14 protein-coding genes are annotated in these 16,900 nt (G+C 52.7%); 11 read left to right on the forward strand and 3 right to left on the reverse strand.

The annotated features are described in order from the left end of the window. The first annotated feature begins 139 nt into the window (after positions 1 to 139). Positions 140 to 1,774: a M28 family metallopeptidase gene (locus CWI69_RS01055; RefSeq protein WP_126761096.1), complete on the forward strand. Its 1,635-nt coding sequence runs from the start codon at positions 140 to 142 to the stop codon at positions 1,772 to 1,774. Positions 1,775 to 1,847: 73 nt separating this feature from the next. On the opposite strand, the gene CWI69_RS01060 is transcribed toward CWI69_RS01055, so the two are convergent. Then, positions 1,848 to 4,214 carry a zinc-dependent metalloprotease gene (locus tag CWI69_RS01060; RefSeq protein WP_126761097.1) on the reverse strand — a complete coding sequence of 789 codons (2,367 nt, stop codon included), beginning with the start codon at positions 4,212 to 4,214 and terminating at the stop codon, positions 1,848 to 1,850. A gap of 37 nt (positions 4,215 to 4,251) precedes the next feature. Here CWI69_RS01060 and CWI69_RS01065 point away from each other — a divergent pair, with 37 nt between their 5' ends. Continuing rightward, positions 4,252 to 4,689, forward strand: a complete 438-nt coding sequence (locus tag CWI69_RS01065; protein WP_126761099.1) for an HIT domain-containing protein — start codon at positions 4,252 to 4,254, stop codon at positions 4,687 to 4,689. 2 nt (positions 4,690 to 4,691) lie between these two features. On the opposite strand, the gene fldB is transcribed toward CWI69_RS01065, so the two are convergent. Then, positions 4,692 to 5,246, reverse strand: a complete 555-nt coding sequence (gene fldB, locus CWI69_RS01070; RefSeq protein ID WP_241971010.1) for a flavodoxin FldB — start codon at positions 5,244 to 5,246, stop codon at positions 4,692 to 4,694. A 109-nt stretch (positions 5,247 to 5,355) separates the two neighbouring features. On the opposite strand from fldB, the gene CWI69_RS01075 reads away from it, so the two are divergent. Continuing rightward, complete coding sequence (locus CWI69_RS01075; RefSeq protein WP_126761101.1) at positions 5,356 to 5,634, forward strand: YfcL family protein; 279 nt, start codon at positions 5,356 to 5,358, stop codon at positions 5,632 to 5,634. Here the strand turns inward: CWI69_RS01075 and mnmC are convergent. After that, positions 5,631 to 7,481, reverse strand: coding sequence for a bifunctional tRNA (5-methylaminomethyl-2-thiouridine)(34)-methyltransferase MnmC2/FAD-dependent 5-carboxymethylaminomethyl-2-thiouridine(34) oxidoreductase MnmC1 (gene mnmC / locus CWI69_RS01080; protein WP_157984226.1), 1,851 nt, complete (start codon positions 7,479 to 7,481; stop codon positions 5,631 to 5,633). The genes CWI69_RS01075 and mnmC overlap by 4 nt on opposite strands. Positions 7,482 to 7,615: 134 nt before the next feature. On the opposite strand from mnmC, the gene fabB reads away from it, so the two are divergent. The 8 genes from fabB to CWI69_RS01120 all read left to right on the forward strand — a co-directional run bounded on the left by fabB (position 7,616) and on the right by CWI69_RS01120 (position 16,876). Further along, complete coding sequence (gene fabB, locus CWI69_RS01085; protein ID WP_126761105.1) at positions 7,616 to 8,827, forward strand: beta-ketoacyl-ACP synthase I; 1,212 nt, start codon at positions 7,616 to 7,618, stop codon at positions 8,825 to 8,827. Positions 8,828 to 8,934: 107 nt separating this feature from the next. Beyond that, positions 8,935 to 10,107: a 4-phosphoerythronate dehydrogenase gene (locus tag CWI69_RS01090; protein WP_157984227.1), complete on the forward strand. Its 1,173-nt coding sequence runs from the start codon at positions 8,935 to 8,937 to the stop codon at positions 10,105 to 10,107. A gap of 10 nt (positions 10,108 to 10,117) precedes the next feature. Continuing rightward, entirely contained in the window at positions 10,118 to 11,134 is a 1,017-nt protein-coding gene (locus CWI69_RS01095; RefSeq protein ID WP_126761109.1) for an aspartate-semialdehyde dehydrogenase, read from the forward strand. A gap of 57 nt (positions 11,135 to 11,191) precedes the next feature. Beyond that, positions 11,192 to 13,234: a FimV/HubP family polar landmark protein gene (locus CWI69_RS01100; RefSeq protein WP_126761111.1), complete on the forward strand. Its 2,043-nt coding sequence runs from the start codon at positions 11,192 to 11,194 to the stop codon at positions 13,232 to 13,234. After that, positions 13,231 to 14,040, forward strand: coding sequence for a tRNA pseudouridine(38-40) synthase TruA (gene truA / locus CWI69_RS01105; protein ID WP_126761113.1), 810 nt, complete (start codon positions 13,231 to 13,233; stop codon positions 14,038 to 14,040). The genes CWI69_RS01100 and truA overlap by 4 nt, the downstream gene beginning before the upstream one ends. A 102-nt stretch (positions 14,041 to 14,142) precedes the next feature. Further along, positions 14,143 to 15,006: an acetyl-CoA carboxylase, carboxyltransferase subunit beta gene (accD, locus tag CWI69_RS01110; protein ID WP_126761115.1), complete on the forward strand. Its 864-nt coding sequence runs from the start codon at positions 14,143 to 14,145 to the stop codon at positions 15,004 to 15,006. A gap of 8 nt (positions 15,007 to 15,014) precedes the next feature. After that, on the forward strand, positions 15,015 to 16,292 hold the full coding sequence (gene folC / locus CWI69_RS01115; RefSeq protein WP_126761117.1) for a bifunctional tetrahydrofolate synthase/dihydrofolate synthase: 1,278 nt from the start codon (positions 15,015 to 15,017) through the stop codon (positions 16,290 to 16,292). Between the two features lie 2 nt (positions 16,293 to 16,294). Next, entirely contained in the window at positions 16,295 to 16,876 is a 582-nt protein-coding gene (locus CWI69_RS01120; protein ID WP_126761119.1) for an SPOR domain-containing protein, read from the forward strand. Positions 16,877 to 16,900 lie beyond the last annotated feature (24 nt).

Raw genomic sequence — 16,900 nt, forward strand, 5'->3', positions numbered from 1 at the left:
TGTAATGTTATAATATAACAGTCAGGCTTGATTTCAAGTATTTTGAAACAATCCATTACAAAGCTTTGCAACATTCCCTCGTTTCTGGCCTGTCGCTTGGTTAGAATCGAATTTTTAGACCGTAGAAACAGGAAGAATTATGCGAATTCGTACTTTAGTGGCAGCAGCACTGCTGTCGACGGGCTTGTTTGCCTGTGCCGATCAAGCTGTGCCGCCCGCTCATGCTGCGGTGAGCGCCGACGCAAAGAACTTGCAGGCTCATCTGGAATTTCTTGCCAGCGATGCGTTAGAAGGGCGTGATACGGGTAGCCGTGGCCATGAAATTGCCGCCCAGTATATTGCGGCGAAATTTAAGGCTCTGGGCCTGCAACCTGCAGGTGATGACGGTACCTATTATCAACGGATTAAATTTCGCCGTAGCAGCTTAAAAGAGGGCAGTGCCAGCTTTGTTGTTGATACTGGCAGTGAACAGGTTGAGCTGGAATTTGGGAAAGAGTTCCTGACCGGCCCAAGCGCATACGCTGAACAGAGTGAAGTCACAGCGCCGGTGGTTTTTGTTGGCTACGGACTGGTCTCGGAAGAGTTTGGTCTGAATGACTATGCAAATGTCGATGTCGATGGCAAGGTGGTCATGATGTTGAGCGGTCGTCCCGCGGAATTGCCGAGTGAAGAGGGTGCCCACCTCAATAGCAGCAAGACACGATTCGCGGCAGAACGTGGCGCGGTCGGTGTGATTACCTTACACACCCCAGCACGTGAAGAAGTTCGCCCGTTTAAAGTCAGTGCCATGTACCAGCGCGCACCGAGCGTCACCTGGTTAAGTCCTGAGGGTGAGCCAAATGTTGCTTACAAGAACATTGTCGGTGGTGCCTATATTGACTACCAGGCAGCGGAACCTTTATTTGCCAATGCTGCCATTAGCCTTGACGAAATTTTTGCGCAACTGGAAAAAGAAGAGCAGCCGAAGCCTTTTGAACTGGGTGTGTCTGTCACCATGACGCGAGCCTCTGAGCACGAAGAGATCAGCAGTCCGAATGTCGCGGCAATTCTGCCTGGTAGCGATCCGGAACTGAAAAATGAATACGTGCTCTATACGGCGCATTCTGACCACATCGGTATGACTCAGGATTTAAGTCAGGACGACCATATCAACAATGGTGCCATGGATAACGCCAGCGGTGTCAGCGTACTGCTGGAAACTGCGCGTATGTTTGTTGAAGCTGAAGAGCCACCGAAACGTTCGATTATTTTCCTGTCAGTAACTGCGGAAGAGCGTGGTTTATTGGGCGCCGACTATTTTGCGCATTTCCCAACCGTACCTCTGCAACAGATCGTGGCGAACGTTAATCTGGACATGCCGGTGTTACTGTATGACTTTGCCGACGTTATTGCCTTTGGCTCAACGCACTCAACTCTGGGTGAATCTGTTGCCGAAGCCGCGGGTCAGTATGGTATTGAACTTAGCGAAGATCCTATGCCTGAACAGGCTATTTTCACGCGCTCAGATCATTATCCTTTCGTGAAAAAAGGTGTACCGGCAGTATTTCTGATGACCGGTTTTACCGCCAAAGGGGAAGATGAAAATGGCGGCGAGATTTGGGGGCAATTCTTTGCTGAGCACTACCACCGTCCAAGTGACCAGCCGAGCTTACCCATCAATTATGAAGCCGGTGTAGTGTTTACCAACATCAACTATGAGATTGGTAAAACCATCGCGAATGATGCGGAACGTCCGCGCTGGTTGGCAGATTCGTTCTTTGCTGACTTAGATTAATCAGCAATTAAAGACACAAAAAAAACAGCGCCTTGGCGCTGTTTTTTTATGTCCGTCAAACCAGTTAAGCGGATTAAATCGGTGAGCCCGGAGGCAATGCCGGAGCACCTTGTAATGGCCATTCGCCTTCCTCTAGCAGTTGTTCGATGGCATTCAGTGCCAGACTTCTTGCTGCACTCGCCGGAGCATCCTGCCAGGCCTGCTGTTCTGCTTGCAGGAAATGTAAAACGCGACCTTTAAGCACTGGGCTTAATGGCTGTAAGTACAATTCGGCGACTGCCGTTAAAGCTTCGAATGCCACTCGTTCAGCAACAGTGGTGGCTACCCCCGTGCGCGCTGGCGCAATGGCGGTCGTAGCGATTTCATCAAGTACGGCCTGCACGTCAGGCAGATCAGTGTTGTGCTGATGCTGCTGGGCTAGACGTTCAAGCCGCTCCGGGTGCAACACCAGTTGCAGACTAAAACGGGCTGCGCTGGCCGCCATGGTGTCCGGGTCCGGAATCAAACCGGTTTTACCGGTGAAGTTTTCCCGTGTAGCCGAACTGCCGTAGGCGAAGGGCAACAGAACGTCACGCACACTGGCGGGCAGTGCTAAACGGCCGGCATCGAAAGTCTGTGCCAGTACCTGCAGTGCACGGCGTTGCTGAGTGGCATTGACGGGCCGTTGTTGTACCCCACGATCCCCCTTAACTGCATAGTTATAGTGCACGCCAGCCAGCATTTTTACTGCGGCTTCGGTCTGATAACGATGTAACAGATAGGTCGGCACCAGAATCGCACGCAAATCACTTACCGGCAGGCCGGCCTGAAGATTTGCCAGGCCAAACTGTTCCAGCGCTGTTGCGCGCACGGCAAGCACGCGCTCCAGTTCGGTCACAGGATCACTGCCGTTATCCCACAAATGCGCATCAGGGTGAGCGCCGCCCACCGGACGAGCGTCCGCATCGGAGATAAAGGTCAGCCCAAGTTCCCGATTCTCGCGCACGATTCGCTCGAGCGCTTCACCGCCTTCACCGTAACCGTATTTCACAACCTGCTTGTCCCACAGGCCAATGCCTTCAGCATACGCGTCGGCAAGAGTGAGTTTACCGGTATCCGTAGCGATACTAATCAGCGGGTGTGGGTAGTCCATGACAGACGCACGATCATAGCTGCTGGCGGCAAAGTTGTGCGCGATACCCAGCGTGTGGCCAACTTCATGAGCCGATAACTGACGAATGCGCGCCAGTGCCATGGCTTCAATGTCCGCTTCAAGCTGTTGCTGCTGTTCGGCGCTGAGATCTTCTGCATAGGGAGCCAGCAGGCTCTGAGCAATAAGCATATCCTGGCGGACACGCAATGAGCCTAAGGTTACGTGGCCTTTAAGAATTTCACCGGTGCGAGGATCAATTACCGATGAGCCATAGGACCAGCCACGGGTGGCCCGATGAACCCACTGAATCACGTTATAACGGATGTCCATAGGGTCAGCGTCAGCCGGCAGTTCTTTTACTGCGTAACCGTCAGGATGGCCTGCCGCAGCAAAGGCGTCCTGCCACCAGCGTGCGCCTTCAAGCAGTGCGCTGCGGACCGGTTCCGGCACTCCAGGATCAAGGTAATAGGTGATGGTTTCACCTTGTTCCAGACGATGACGAGGAATGTATTTTACCGCCATCGACTCGCCTAAAGGAGCAGCATAATCACGGTGCTCTTCCGCCCAGAAACCACTTTGCGGATGGAAATCGCGCGTCGCGTAATTGCTGTCCGGCAGACGAATAAAGGAATGATGTAAGTGCAGGGTCAAGTGATCGGCATCCGGCGCAACCTGGCGTACATAACGTCCTTCGCCGTTGCCGCTAAAGGTGACTTTACCTTCGAGTTCAGTATTATCCGGAAATGCTTTACTGCGCTGTGGATAGACCACGCTGCGGTCACTCGCGACTTTATAGCTGCCCTGCTTGGTTTGTGCTAAACGCTCCACCACGCCGTGCGTATCACTTAATAAGAAGGGTGTGTAGTCGACAATGACAGCGTCTGTGTCTGCGGCCACAACGGTAAAGCCGGCAATCACTGAATCGGCAAAGGCTTCGTTAATGCTGGCGCGTTCAGCGATATTCTCAGAGTTGGCCCGGAAATAGGTGTTGTGATGGGTCAGTAATGCTTTATTGCCCTCAATCGCAAAGCTGGCCAGGCTGGTACTTCCCAGTTGGCCGCGATCGAGGCCAATGTCATTGGAGCCTAATCCCCAAGGTAAACTGGTCTGGAAAATGAACTGCTGTTCGGCGCGCGGAATCTTAAGGTAGTACTGACCGCTGTCGCGATCATGATAGAAAGTAAAGAAGCCGTTGTGCGCTTCCATGTCCGCGGTATAATCGTTGATTGAAGGCATTGTTCCAGCCTGTGCGACTAACGCACAGCAGCTGATAATTGAGAACATGAGTGCCAACATGAGCTTTTTCATGAGGGTATCCTTTTACAGAAACTTAAATGAGTCATGCATGCGTTATAACAAACCTAAGGATGAAAGTAACCTGTTCGTACTCGATGAGCGGTTAGCGCACGATTGTTTGCGACTAGGTGCGTTCGGGTTGTGTGAGGTGTTGTTGTTTGACGATACCCGTTATGACTGGTTAGTGCTGGTGCCGCGCAGACCCGGGCTGGTGGAATTTCTGGATTTGTCTAATGCTGAACAGCAGCAACTTGCGCTGGAAATTCAACAGACCAGTCACAGTCTTAAGGAATGGCGGCCAACAGCAAAACTAAATGTCGGCGCATTGGGAAATGTGGTGTCACAACTGCATGTACATTTAGTTTTGCGCGAGTCAGGTGATCCTGCCTGGCCGGGTCCTGTCTGGGGCCATTCAGCTGCCCACCGGCATTCGGCGGGCGATGCGACAGAGCGGTGCGCAGTCTGGCGGCAACGCTTAGGTCTGTAAGCTTAACTAACCTCAGCGATCTCCTGCTGTAGCTGTGCCACCCATTGCTCAATGCGTTCGTCACTTAATTCGTATTGACTGTCCTCATCGAGTGCCAGCCCGACAAAAAATTCGCCATCAGCGGTGAGAGCTTTCGACGCGGCAAAATCGTAGCCCTGATTGGGCCAGAAGCCGATGCGTGTGCTCCCACAGGCGGCAAGTTCATCATGCAGCATGCCCAGCGCATCCTGGAACCAATCGGTGTAGCCCACCTGATCGCCCATGCCAAACAGCGCAACCACTTTACCCTGCAAGTTAAGCTGGCTGATTTCGTCCCAGCGGCTTTCCCAGTCTTCCTGGATCTCACCAAAATCCCAGGTCGATAAGCCAAAGATTAAGGTGTCAAATTGCTCAGCTTCGCTTAGCGGCACATCTTTGATGTTAAAGAGTTCAACCCGACCGGCGGGAAATTGCGCTTGAATTTTCTCCGCAGCAATTTCTGTGTAACAGGTAGTGGAACCGTAAAACAGGCCTATTTTGTCCGTCATGTCGCTAACTTTCACCTCGTCGCGTGGCATGGCATAAATCGTGGTTTGAGTGTACCAGAAAGCCAGGGTTTTGTGGTATTCTGCCGCGCTATTTGCAAGTCAAATTGCTACAAAACAGTGCAGCGCAGTGAGGTAGAACGTGCAACAGGATAACTTTGATCATTTCATTCAACAGTTAGAGCAAGTATTTGATCAAGCCGTGCAAGACGGTGACGACGATGAATTGTTTGCGAGTGGGTACCTTCGTGGCCATTTCGATTTGGTGGTAGCACAGCTAGAGCTGCAGGAAAAAGCTGAGCCAGCAGCAGTCTTGCCGAGTTTAAGGGCTGCTCTTGATGAAACCAAGCATGAGTTAAGTCCGGCGGACCAACAACACATTGCGGCGATGGTAAAAAAGCTCGAAGTAGCTGCCGCTTAACGGTTACACAACCGTTGCGGTTGTAAGCGTTGCCACAGCTGTGCAGGGAGTGGCAACGGCCGCTGCACTAATGCCGCAGTGAGTGCACTGGCAGCAAGCGGCGCCGCGGTAAAACCGCGCGAGCCCAGCCCGCCAAGTAGCCAAAGCCCTGGTTTCAGCTCCCCGACGACGGGCAGATGATCTTTTGTGGTATTGCGAATTGCGGCGCGATCAGCACAGGGGCGAAGCTGTTTTGGCCAGCTGACGGGGGCCAGATTATCGATTAAGTTGCCAAGATTTTCCTGTTGATCGGCAGGGCGAAGCGTTAAGTCCTCGCTATCGCGGTCATAGGTTGCCCCTACGCAATGCCGACCCTGACTTACCGGGGTAAAATATCCCTTGTAGCAGACCACTAGCGGACATTGTGCGGATACCGCACTGGCTTCAACCTGAGTGACCTGGCCGCGGACGTTCTGTAACTGCAAGCCAAAGGGGTGTAACAGCTGTTTCAGGCCAGCTCCGCAGGCAAGGATAACCGTATCGCGCTCAAGCAGCTGACCATCAGCAAATTCCAGTTGCCATGAAGAGCCGTCCTCCGGCGATCGACTGACACGGGTTAGTGTGGCCGATGGCTTCACCTTATGCCCTTGAAAAAGTTGTGTGACCACAGCTGCAGGCGCAAGCCAGCCGCCCGTCGGGTAGTGTAACGCCGGATACGCTGGCAATTCCTGCCAAAGTTGTTGGGTGGCAGCAGTACTGCGGAACTGCACCATGGCCGGATCATAACCGGGACCGCCATTGGTTCGGGCGCTGGCGATTTTTTCATAGCGCTGCTGGCGCGCCTCAGTGTACGCCAGCTGTACCACGCCGGTGGCATGCCAGTGATTGGTTGTGTAGTGCTGGTAAAAGTGGGTAGCGTAGCCAAACGCCAGACTAAAGTATTCAGCCAGAGGGCTGCGCTCGGCGTGTAGCAAGGGATAGACGGCACCCTGGGGATTGCCTGAGGCCGCATCGGCGACGCCGCAGCTGATAATTTCAGTGCTTACACCCGCGCCGCTGAGCTCATGAGCCAGGCATGCCGCGGCGATGCCGCCACCAATGATGGTGACCTGTTTTACATTGTTTGTTACAGGAGCATGTGGTGCTATCGCGCCACGAAGTTCTCCAAACAGCATTTCGCGCTTAACACCGAAACCTTTAGCTTTTTGCACGTTAACGCCGGCCTGCAGTAGTCCGCGGCGTACTTTGCCAGCGGCAGTAAAAGTAGCAAAGGTGGCGCCAGGCGCTGCACTTTGTACCATCGCCTCGTACAATTCGGGTTGCCACATATCCGGGTTTTTGTCGGGCGCAAAACCGTCAAGAAACCAGGCGTCAACCTGCTGTTCGGAATGGGGTAGCCAGGCAGCAATTTGCTCGTCGATAGCGCCAACCCAGAGGTCAAGTACAATCCGCCCCTGAGCGAGAATACGCCTATGGCAACCCGGTTCTGCCGGGGGATACACGGCAAGTAACTCTGCTGCGAGATCGCTTAACTGAGGAAATGCGGCGAGCGCGCGCCGCAGATCGTCGGGGCGCAAGGGATACTTTTCGAATGAAATAAAATGCAGTTTAAGTTCGGCTGGCGCCTGCTCGAGCAGCAACTGCCAGCACGCCAGCAGGTTCAGACCTGTGCCGAAGCCGCTCTCGGCAATGACAAAAGGTCGAACGTAATCAGTTTGCCAGCGCGCCGGGAGATCATTATGCTGAAGGAAGACGTAATTAGTTTCGGCAAGGCCGTTTTCATTGTTAAAGTAGATATCACCGAAAGCGGTAGCTACCGGCAAACCGAATTCATTAAACGTAACTTGCGCGTGAGTAGGGGCTGACACCGGACAATCTCGAGTTTGAGTGATTGTGAATAGGCAATAGTGTAACAATATTTGCTTAGAATTGCGGAAAGCAGACCACTTTTTTACTGAATTAAGCTACCATACACGTGCGCTCAGCAAGACAGGAAACTAGAATGAGAAGAGCAGTGATAACCGGTATCGGCATCGTGTCGAGTATCGGCGTGAACCAAAAGGAAGTACTTGAATCTCTGAAAGCAGGGCGTTCAGGTATTGAATATTCTCAAGAATTTGCCGATATGGGCTTGCGCTGTCAGGTCTGGGGACCGGTTCGCGCAAATCCACAGGATCACATTGATCGCAAAGCGTTGCGTTTCATGGGTGACTCTGCGGCTTACGCCTACATGGCTATGGCCCAGGCCGTCGAAGACGCCGGCTTGGAGGAATCGGAAGTTTCCAATCATCGCACCGGTCTGGTTGTCGGTTCTGGTGGCGCCTCGGGCGAGCATCAGGTTGCTGCTGCTGATACATTGCGGGAAAAAGGTGTGAAGCGAGTAGGCCCCTACATGGTTCCACGCTGTATGGCTTCTACCACCTCTGCCTGTTTGGCAACGCCATTTAAAATTAAGGGCGTGAACTACTCAATTAGTTCAGCTTGTGCGACCTCTGCCCATTGTATTGGTCACGCGGTAGAGCTCATTCAGTTGGGCAAACAAGACCGCGTGTTTGCCGGTGGCGGCGAAGAGCTGCACTGGACCCTGGGCATGGAGTTTGATGCCATGGGGGCGTTGAGCACCAAGTATAACGATGATCCAACTAAAGCATCGCGTACTTACGATACTGACCGCGACGGTTTTGTACCTGCTGGCGGCGGCGGTATTGTCGTGATCGAAGAACTTGAAACTGCATTGGCTCGCGGCGCAAAAATTTACGCTGAGATTGTTGGCTACGGTGCAACTTCCGACGGTTACGACATGGTCGCACCATCGGGTGAAGGTGCGGTGCGTTGCATGCAAATGGCAATGTCAACGGTCGACACACCAGTGGATTATCTTAATACCCATGGCACCAGCACACCTGTTGGCGACACCAAGGAGCTGGAGGCCATTCGTGAAGTGTTTCCTGAGCAAACACCAATGATCAGCGCCACTAAAGCAATGACCGGCCATTCCTTAGGTGCGGCTGGGGTACATGAAGCAATTTACTCCTTGCTGATGCTTGAGCATGGCTTCGTTGCGCCGTCGATCAATGTCGAAAACCTTGATCCTGGTGCGGAAGGAATGAACATCATTACTGAAATGAAGCCGATGGAATTGACCACGGTGATGTCGAACAGTTTCGGTTTTGGTGGTACCAATGCCACTCTGGTTATGCGTAAGTACAAGTAAATTAACGGCTTGACGCAACCTGTTCGGGTTATTTATTAAGCTTAAAAAGGTGCGCTGCGGCGCACCTTTTTGTATGCTTAACCTTTCTCTATGACACTATGGAGCCTATGCACCTACTTGCCGATGTGAATTTGCCAGAACTCGACACTTTAGTGGCCGCGGTTAACGATCAGTGTCCGGGAACGATAAGCCTGGAGCGTTTTACCGGACGTCAGCCCGATGCTGAACAGTTAAGTCGCGCAGAAGTTATGTTCATTCGTTCGGTGACGCAGGTTAACCAGGAGCTCCTGGCTCAGGCGCCCGAACTGCAGTGGCTGGGTAGTGCCACCATAGGTACAGATCATGTTGATCAGGCGGCGCTCGCTAAAGCGGGAGTGACCTTTCACAGTACCCCGGGCGTGAATGCCAACGCGGTCGGAGACTATGTTGCCAGTGCGGTCGCAGCGCTTGCTCTGGCGAACAATGGCTTGCCTGCCGGCGACGTTGCGATCATCGGTGCTGGCAACACCGGGCGTGCCGCTGGGCAGCGCTTAAGTGGCCTCGGCTTAAGCGTACATTATTACGATCCGCCCTTGTGCGCAGCCGGGCAGCCGTTGGTTGAGGTTCATGATGATTGGCAGCGGGTATTGAATTCCAGCGTCATCAGCTGCCATGTGCCGCTACAACGGCAAGGTGCCTATGCGACATATCATTTGCTTGCTGAAAATGAACTTGCGCAGCTGCAGCCGGGCACCTTACTGATAAATGCCAGCCGTGGTGCGGTCGTTGCAGAACAGGCGCTGCTTGCGCGACTTAGCGCAGGTGCTGACCTGCAAGTTGTGCTGGATGTCTGGGAGCATGAGCCGCAGATTTCTGCACAACTGTTACCTCTGGTCAAGCTGGCGACGCCACATATCGCCGGGCATAGTCTGGCGGGTAAACTTGCCGGCAGTTGGCAATTAATGAAGAAATGGTTGACGGATCAGCAGCTCGGCTTACAATTGCCGACATTAACAGAATTGTTGCAGCGCTATCCGCAAGGCCAACCGCAGAGGTTACAGGCGGAGGATCCGCCGCGCTGGCAGGATCTGGCACAGTGGATTTTGCGCTGCTACGATATTCGTAATGACGATCGGGTGTTGCGCGCCGCACCCTGTAACGCTAAAACCTTCGATGCCCTGCGCGCGAATTACGCCGTACGTAGCGAGTTAAATCAGCTACACTTGGACACAGGTCAATGGGCGAATACGGCGGCCTGGCGACAACAACTCGCCCAACTCACATTTCAAACGACAAACTGAAGGGGTAAGCATGTCTCGAGCATTTAACGTTGCGGTTCTCGGTGCTACAGGTCTGGTCGGACAGCACATGATCGAATTATTGGAAGCGCGCAAGTTTCCAGTGGCAAACTTATTTCCGTTGGCAAGCAGTCGTTCTGCGGGCTCGATGATTAAGTTCCGCGGCGAAGAGATTGAAGTGCTTGATGCTGACACCTTTGACTGGACTCAGGTCGAACTCGGCTTTTTTTCCGCCGGCGGCAGCATTTCACGAATTTTTGCACCGCGCGCAGCAGAGGCGGGCTGTATCGTTATCGACAATACTTCGGAATTTCGTTACGAGGAAGATGTTCCGCTGGTGGTGCCAGAAGTAAACGCACACGCTCTGGCTGATTTCCGTAACCGCAATATTATTGCCAATCCGAATTGTTCAACAATTCAAATGTTGGTCGCGCTGAAACCTATCTATGACGCGGTGGGTATTGAGCGAATAAATGTTGCCACCTACCAGTCTGTGTCGGGCGCTGGTAAAGAAGCTATGGATGCGTTGGCTCAGCAAACCGCGCAGTTAATGAATGGACGGCCATTAGAAAGTGATTACTTTGCCCGCCAGATGGCCTTTAACTGCATACCCCAAATTGACGTGTTCATGGATAACGACTACACCAAAGAAGAGATGAAAATGGTGTGGGAGACCCAGAAAATCTTCGCTGACCCCTCGATTCGCGTGAATGCTACAGCGGTTCGGGTGCCAGTGTTCTTCGGTCATGCTGAAGCAGTGCATATCGAAACACAACAACCACTTGACGCTGAACAAGCAAAAGAATTACTTCGTCAGGCGCCGGGCGTGGTGTTGTTTGAAGCGAATGACGACTACCCAACGCAGGTAAGTCATGCAACGGGGAATGATGAAGTCTTTGTTGGCCGCGTGCGGAATGATATTTCCCATCCGCAGGGACTAAATTTATGGGTGGTTGCAGATAATGTGCGAAAAGGCGCAGCAACCAACAGTATTCAAATTGCCGAACATTTGATAAAAGACTATATTTGAATAAGCTTTTGATTTCATTCGCATCCGATACTAACAGCTAGAAGGGACGAAAACGTGATGGCACGGATTATTTTAGCTGCAATAGTGGCAGCATTTGTTGCATTTTCAGCTGCTACCATGGCGCAACAGAGTTCGCGCGCCTCGCGCTGGCAGCCGGATCAATTCGGGCCTATCGTGCAAACTGACACGATGTGGAGCATCGCCACCTATTATGGTCGCCAACGCGGTGTTAGTGTCTATGAAATGATGGATGTCATCGTTGCGGAGAATCCGCGCGCGTTCAGAGATAACCGGCCAGACTTTATGTTAACCGGGTTTTATCTCGACATTCCTCCGGTAGGTAACGTAGCTCAGGCAAACGACACCCCAAAAGCTGCTGTAGCAGAAGCGAATGATACTGCTGAAGCAACGACAACGGATAGCGCGGAAGAAACGCCGCTCGCAGACACTGCAAGCAGTGAAAATGCAGCGGTCAATACCACTGAAGTCGAAAATGAAATTGCCATTTCAGTATCAGAGATGCAGGCACTGCGTGGCCAGCTATCTGAATCAATAGATCTAATTGAAAGTCTGCAGACCGAGAACTCGGATTTACAGCAACGTTTGGAGCTTGTCACCCGCGAACTCGAGTTGCTGCGTCAGGCCGCTGCTGAAGAGCAACGGGCTTCTGCGGAAATGGAGTCCATCGCGCAACAAATTAACGAGCAAGGTACTGAAGAACTTACCCAAGCTACGGTAGGTGAACAGCCGCGCGAGAGTAACCCTGCACTTGATGACACCACCGATGCAGACGCCGGCGCAGCTGTGGATACCGGGAGCGAGGCTGCTACTGATGAGGTTACTACGGACGCACAGGATACCGCAGTAGCTGAGCGTCAGGAAACAGTGACTCCGGCAGCTGAATCGCAGCCAGAACAGGCAAAACCAGCGGTGACGCGGTCATCAGGCAAGCAATCAAGCTGGCTGGATTGGCTGTTAAAGCCTTTGCATCTTGGCTTACTGGCCTTGGTGTTGATTATCGTTTTCGGTAGCTTGTGGTACTTCGCTTATGTCCGCCGACTGGAGCGCGAAATGGCTGAATCACAGGCGGAGCGCGCGGCAGAGAAAGATATTGGCACCGAAACTGAAGATCCTGAGCAGGCAGCGGTGGCAGCTGCGGCACAGGAAGAACAAAATGAAGTAGTGGAACATCGCGATGCGGCAGCTACGGATGCGACCGATGAGCTGGTCAGGGCGACTCGTGAAGAGATCACTGATGATCAGGTCGATCCCACCAGCGAGGAATTTGCGGAACAAACATCTGCGCCGATGGAAGCGGATGACTGGCAGGAACAAGCCACGGATCCTATGACCACTCAGGATCGGGATGTTGAGGTTACTGATGTCGATCTTGATGCCTATCTACGCGAACAGTCTGATGGTGCGACGGGTGCAGAGGAAACGGATGATGACGATCCGATCTCGAAAGAGGTCGATGCGCTACTGGCATTCGAGCCCAGTGTTGAGGAAGACGAGAAACCCGCCGAAACGCGCGATCCCGAGGAAGTCAGTGAATATCGTGTAGTTGACGAACCCGACAGCGAGGATGCCGATTCCTTTGGTGGGCTGCGACTAGATGATGATATGACAACTACGCCAGTACCGGCAAAGGATGACATTGCTGAAACTGAGCGTACTGAAACTGAAAGTACTGAAACCGAAAGCCCCGAAACTGACCTTAACGAAGATCAGGAAACGTCCAGCGACAGCAGCAAAACAACAGCTGAGGACGACGATTATTTATCCATTGAAAGCCTGATGGATGAAGCGGATACCGAGGCCAGTGAAGAGCATGAGGATCCGTACGACAAAGACAAGATCAACGAAGCTCTAGCGGGAGAAGATACTCAGGATCTTGATTATGACCTATCCACAGAAGCCATGCTTGATGAAAGCAAATCGCCTGCGGCCCGGTTAGATCTGGCGCAAGTGTATATCGACATGGGCGAAGTGGACGATGCCCGCAATTTGCTTGAAAGCATCCAGGGTTGTGGTGACGAAGAGGCAGAGCAAGAAGCTGCTGCATTATTAAAGAAGTTAAGTGAACAGGGCGGTCGATGAGTAGTACGCGCTTTGCGCTCGGTATTGAGTATGATGGTAGTAACTATTATGGCTGGCAACGGCAACGGGAAGTGACCTGTGTACAAGAGGTTCTGGAACGGGCGCTGAGTAAAGTTGCGAACCATAGTGTGGAAGTGGTTTGCGCGGGTCGCACCGACGCCGGTGTGCATGCGACAGGGCAGGTGGTGCATTTCGACAGCAACGAGCCACGCACGGTTCCAGCCTGGACCATGGGTGTGAACAGCAACTTACCGGCGGATGTTGCGGTGCGTTGGGTACGTGAGGTGCCGGCTGATTTCAGCGCCAGATTCAGCGCGACCGGTCGCCGTTACCGTTATGTCATTTGCAATACCAGATTGCGCCCGGCGATATTGGGACGCGGCGTAAGCCATTATCACTTCGATTTGAATGTCGAGCACATGCACCAGGCTGCACAAGCGTTGCTCGGAGAACATGATTTCAGCGCTTTTCGCGCTGCCCAGTGCCAGTCCCATTCAGCCAACCGCTGCGTGACCCATATTCAGGTCAGTCGTCACGGTAATTTTGTGGTGATTGATATTGCCGCTAACGCATTTTTACATCACATGGTACGCAATATTGTCGGTACTCTGTTGGAAGTCGGAAAAGGCGAGCAGCCATTAGAATGGCCGGCGCAGCTGTTGGCACAACGGGATCGAACGCTTGCAGCGGCGACGGCAAAGGCTGAAGGGCTCTATTTAGTCCAGGTCGACTATCCGGCCGAGTTTGCTTTGCCAAAGCTTGCTGCGGGCCCCCTCTGGCTGCCTGAAAGCACCCCCGTGAGCTGACTAATAAGACCACTTTTTACTGCAAGGTCAGTGCAGAATGTGCTTTAATACGGGGAGTTTAGGCAATTTGCCACTATCACCAATTGAGATGAATGAAACGATATGAGCTGGATTGAGCGAATTCTTGCAAAGCCAAAAAGCGGTAAACGTCGCAATATTCCCGAGGGAGTTTGGGCGAAATGCAGTAGTTGCGATGCCATCATCTACAGTGCTGATCTTGAGCGCAACCTGCATGTATGTACTAAATGCGATCATCACATGCGGATGTCGGCACGGCGCCGGTTAGACAGTTTCTTAGATAACGGCAGCGGCAGTGAGATCGGTGCTGAGCTCGAACCAAAAGATATTCTGAAATTTCGCGATTCGAAGAAATACAAAGATCGTATTGCCGCAGCCCAAAAAGCCACCGGCGAGAAAGATGCCCTGGTAGCGCAAAAAGGTAAACTGAAAGGAATGCCTGTTGTCGCTGTGGCGTTCGAGTTCGAGTTTATGGGCGGATCTATGGCTTCTGTAGTCGGGGCGCGCTTTGTGAAAGCCGCTGAAGTCTGCTTGCGTGAGCGAATTCCGCTCGTTTGCTTTGCAGCATCGGGCGGTGCGCGTATGCAGGAGGCACTGATGTCATTGATGCAAATGGCTAAGACCTCAGCAGCATTGGCTCGCATGAGTGAAGAGGGACTGCCATTTATTTCAGTGCTGACCGACCCGACCATGGGTGGTGTGTCAGCAAGTTTAGCCATGCTGGGAGACGTCAACATTGCTGAACCTAAAGCTTTGATTGGCTTTGCCGGACCACGGGTTATCCAGCAAACGGTTCGGGAAACTTTACCAGAAGGTTTCCAGCGAGCTGAGTTTCTGCTCGACCACGGCGCAGTTGACATGATTGTTGATCGTCGCCAAATGCGTAATCGGGTTGCGTCTTTATTGGCGAAATTCCAGCACCATGCACCGGTGGCTGACGAATATTAAGCTGACGTATGAACAAGCCGTTAACCGCACCCTTATCCACAGCCGGGCTAGATGCCTGGCTGTCCTATTTAGAAGCCCTTCATCCCAGCACTATCGACCTTGGTCTGGAGCGCGTAGCGCAGGTCGCGCAACGGCTGGAGATCAATCCCGGTAAAGCTCAGGTGATTACCGTTGCCGGCACCAACGGTAAAGGCTCTACGGTACGTTACCTGGAAACTATTCTGCAGGCGTCAGGTTACCGTACCGGGGTCTATATCTCTCCTCATCTGCGGGTGTATGAAGAGCGCGTTCGTATCGACGGCAAACAGCAACCTGCTGCGCTGCACGTACAAGCCTTTGCTGCGGTCGAAGCCGCCCGGGGCGATACCTCATTAACCTACTTTGAATTTGGTAGCCTGGCAGCGTTTTGGCTGATGCAGCAGTTGCCGCTGGATGTCTGGATTCTCGAGGTTGGCTTAGGTGGCCGGTTAGATGCGGTAAATTGTATCGATGCCGATGTCGGTATTCTTACCTCGGTGGGGATTGATCATGTTGATTTTCTTGGACCGGATCGGACTGGGATCGCGCGCGAGAAAGCCGGAATATTTCGTGCCGGCAAAGGCGCAGTTATTGGCGAGCCGGATTTCCCCGCAGAAGTAGTCGCTGAGCTTAAGGCGAAAAATATTTCTCCTGCCCGGGTCGGGAAAGAATTTAACTATCGTGTCACCGATGAACAGCACTGGCATTTTACTGGCCGGGAAAGTGAATTGCGTGATTTGCCAATGCCACAGTTGCCGTTGCCGAATGCCGCGACAGCTTTAATGGCGTTGGAGTTACTTGCATTACCGGTGACTGAGCAAGCGATTCGCCAAGGTCTCAGCAAAGCGCGTGAAAGTGGGCGCTTACAATTGATGGCCGGCAATCCGGATTATTTATTGGATGTTGCACATAACCCGCACGCCGCGGCGTTTCTTCGTGACTATGTACAACGGCGTTTCCCCAAGCGGTCGGTGTATGCTGTGGTGGGAATGCTTAAAGATAAGGATATTGCGGGCACCTTAGCCGCGCTTGAGCCTGTGGTGGACGCTTGGTATCTTGCTGATCTGGAAGGCATACGGGGAGCTTCTGCCGCGGAACTTGCTGATGCACTGAGTACGACAGCAAAACAACGGCCGCTGACACAGTTCAGCGATGTAACTCAGGCATTTACCGCCGCCTGCAGTGACGCGCGCGATTGTGGTGAGCAACCACTAGTATTGGTGTGCGGCTCGTTCTACACTGTGGCTAAAATCCCTGAAGCGGAGTAAGCATGGCATCGCAATTACAAAATCGAATCGTTGGCAGTATTATTTTGATCGCGTTAGCGGTCATTATTTTACCGGAGCTACTGGATGGCAAGCAGATGCGCCAGGAGCAGGATTTCGAAGCTATGCCATTGCAGCCGGAAGCAGATGTAGTTGAACAACAAGTGACGCTGCCAGCGAACGAGCTTGAGGGAACAGCAATTAACGTTGAGCAAGCTAGCGATGACGAAATTACGCTAACTGCCGAAGCAGCGCCAGATCTTGACGAAACGGCCGCCGCTGCGGGTAATGAAAGCCAGTCGGAGCCTGCGCCCACCGTTCCTGATCCTGCCCCAGCAACACTCCAGGAACCAGGCTGGGTGATTCAGCTGGGCGCCTTCAGTAACGCGGATTCAGTGGATAAACTGATGCAACAACTGCAGCAGCAAGGTTTTGCTGCTTACCGGGAAGCAACACAGGTTAACGGAAAAACGCTGATTCGGTTATTCGTTGGGCCGGCTCTTACGCAGGCAGAATTAGAACAACAACTTCCAGAGCTTAAAGAACTCACAGGGCTGAATGGTCGGGTGGTGCGCTTCGAACCGTAAAGCTGAATAAAAAGTGACGTTTTT

Origin of the sequence: Pseudidiomarina halophila, assembly GCF_003987215.1 — a bacterium.
Lineage (GTDB): Bacteria > Pseudomonadota > Gammaproteobacteria > Enterobacterales > Alteromonadaceae > Pseudidiomarina > Pseudidiomarina halophila.

Coding starts and splice junctions, on each gene's coding strand:
- CWI69_RS01055 (WP_126761096.1), top strand. CDS start 140: ATGCGAATTCGTACTTTAGTGGCAGCAGCACTGCTGTCGACGGGCTTG.
- CWI69_RS01060 (WP_126761097.1), bottom strand. CDS start 4,214: ATGAAAAAGCTCATGTTGGCACTCATGTTCTCAATTATCAGCTGCTGT.
- CWI69_RS01065 (WP_126761099.1), top strand. CDS start 4,252: ATGCGTTATAACAAACCTAAGGATGAAAGTAACCTGTTCGTACTCGAT.
- fldB (WP_241971010.1), bottom strand. CDS start 5,246: ATGCCACGCGACGAGGTGAAAGTTAGCGACATGACGGACAAAATAGGC.
- fabB (WP_126761105.1), top strand. CDS start 7,616: ATGAGAAGAGCAGTGATAACCGGTATCGGCATCGTGTCGAGTATCGGC.
- CWI69_RS01090 (WP_157984227.1), top strand. CDS start 8,935: ATGCACCTACTTGCCGATGTGAATTTGCCAGAACTCGACACTTTAGTG.
- CWI69_RS01095 (WP_126761109.1), top strand. CDS start 10,118: ATGTCTCGAGCATTTAACGTTGCGGTTCTCGGTGCTACAGGTCTGGTC.
- CWI69_RS01100 (WP_126761111.1), top strand. CDS start 11,192: ATGGCACGGATTATTTTAGCTGCAATAGTGGCAGCATTTGTTGCATTT.
- truA (WP_126761113.1), top strand. CDS start 13,231: ATGAGTAGTACGCGCTTTGCGCTCGGTATTGAGTATGATGGTAGTAAC.
- accD (WP_126761115.1), top strand. CDS start 14,143: ATGAGCTGGATTGAGCGAATTCTTGCAAAGCCAAAAAGCGGTAAACGT.
- folC (WP_126761117.1), top strand. CDS start 15,015: ATGAACAAGCCGTTAACCGCACCCTTATCCACAGCCGGGCTAGATGCC.
- CWI69_RS01120 (WP_126761119.1), top strand. CDS start 16,295: ATGGCATCGCAATTACAAAATCGAATCGTTGGCAGTATTATTTTGATC.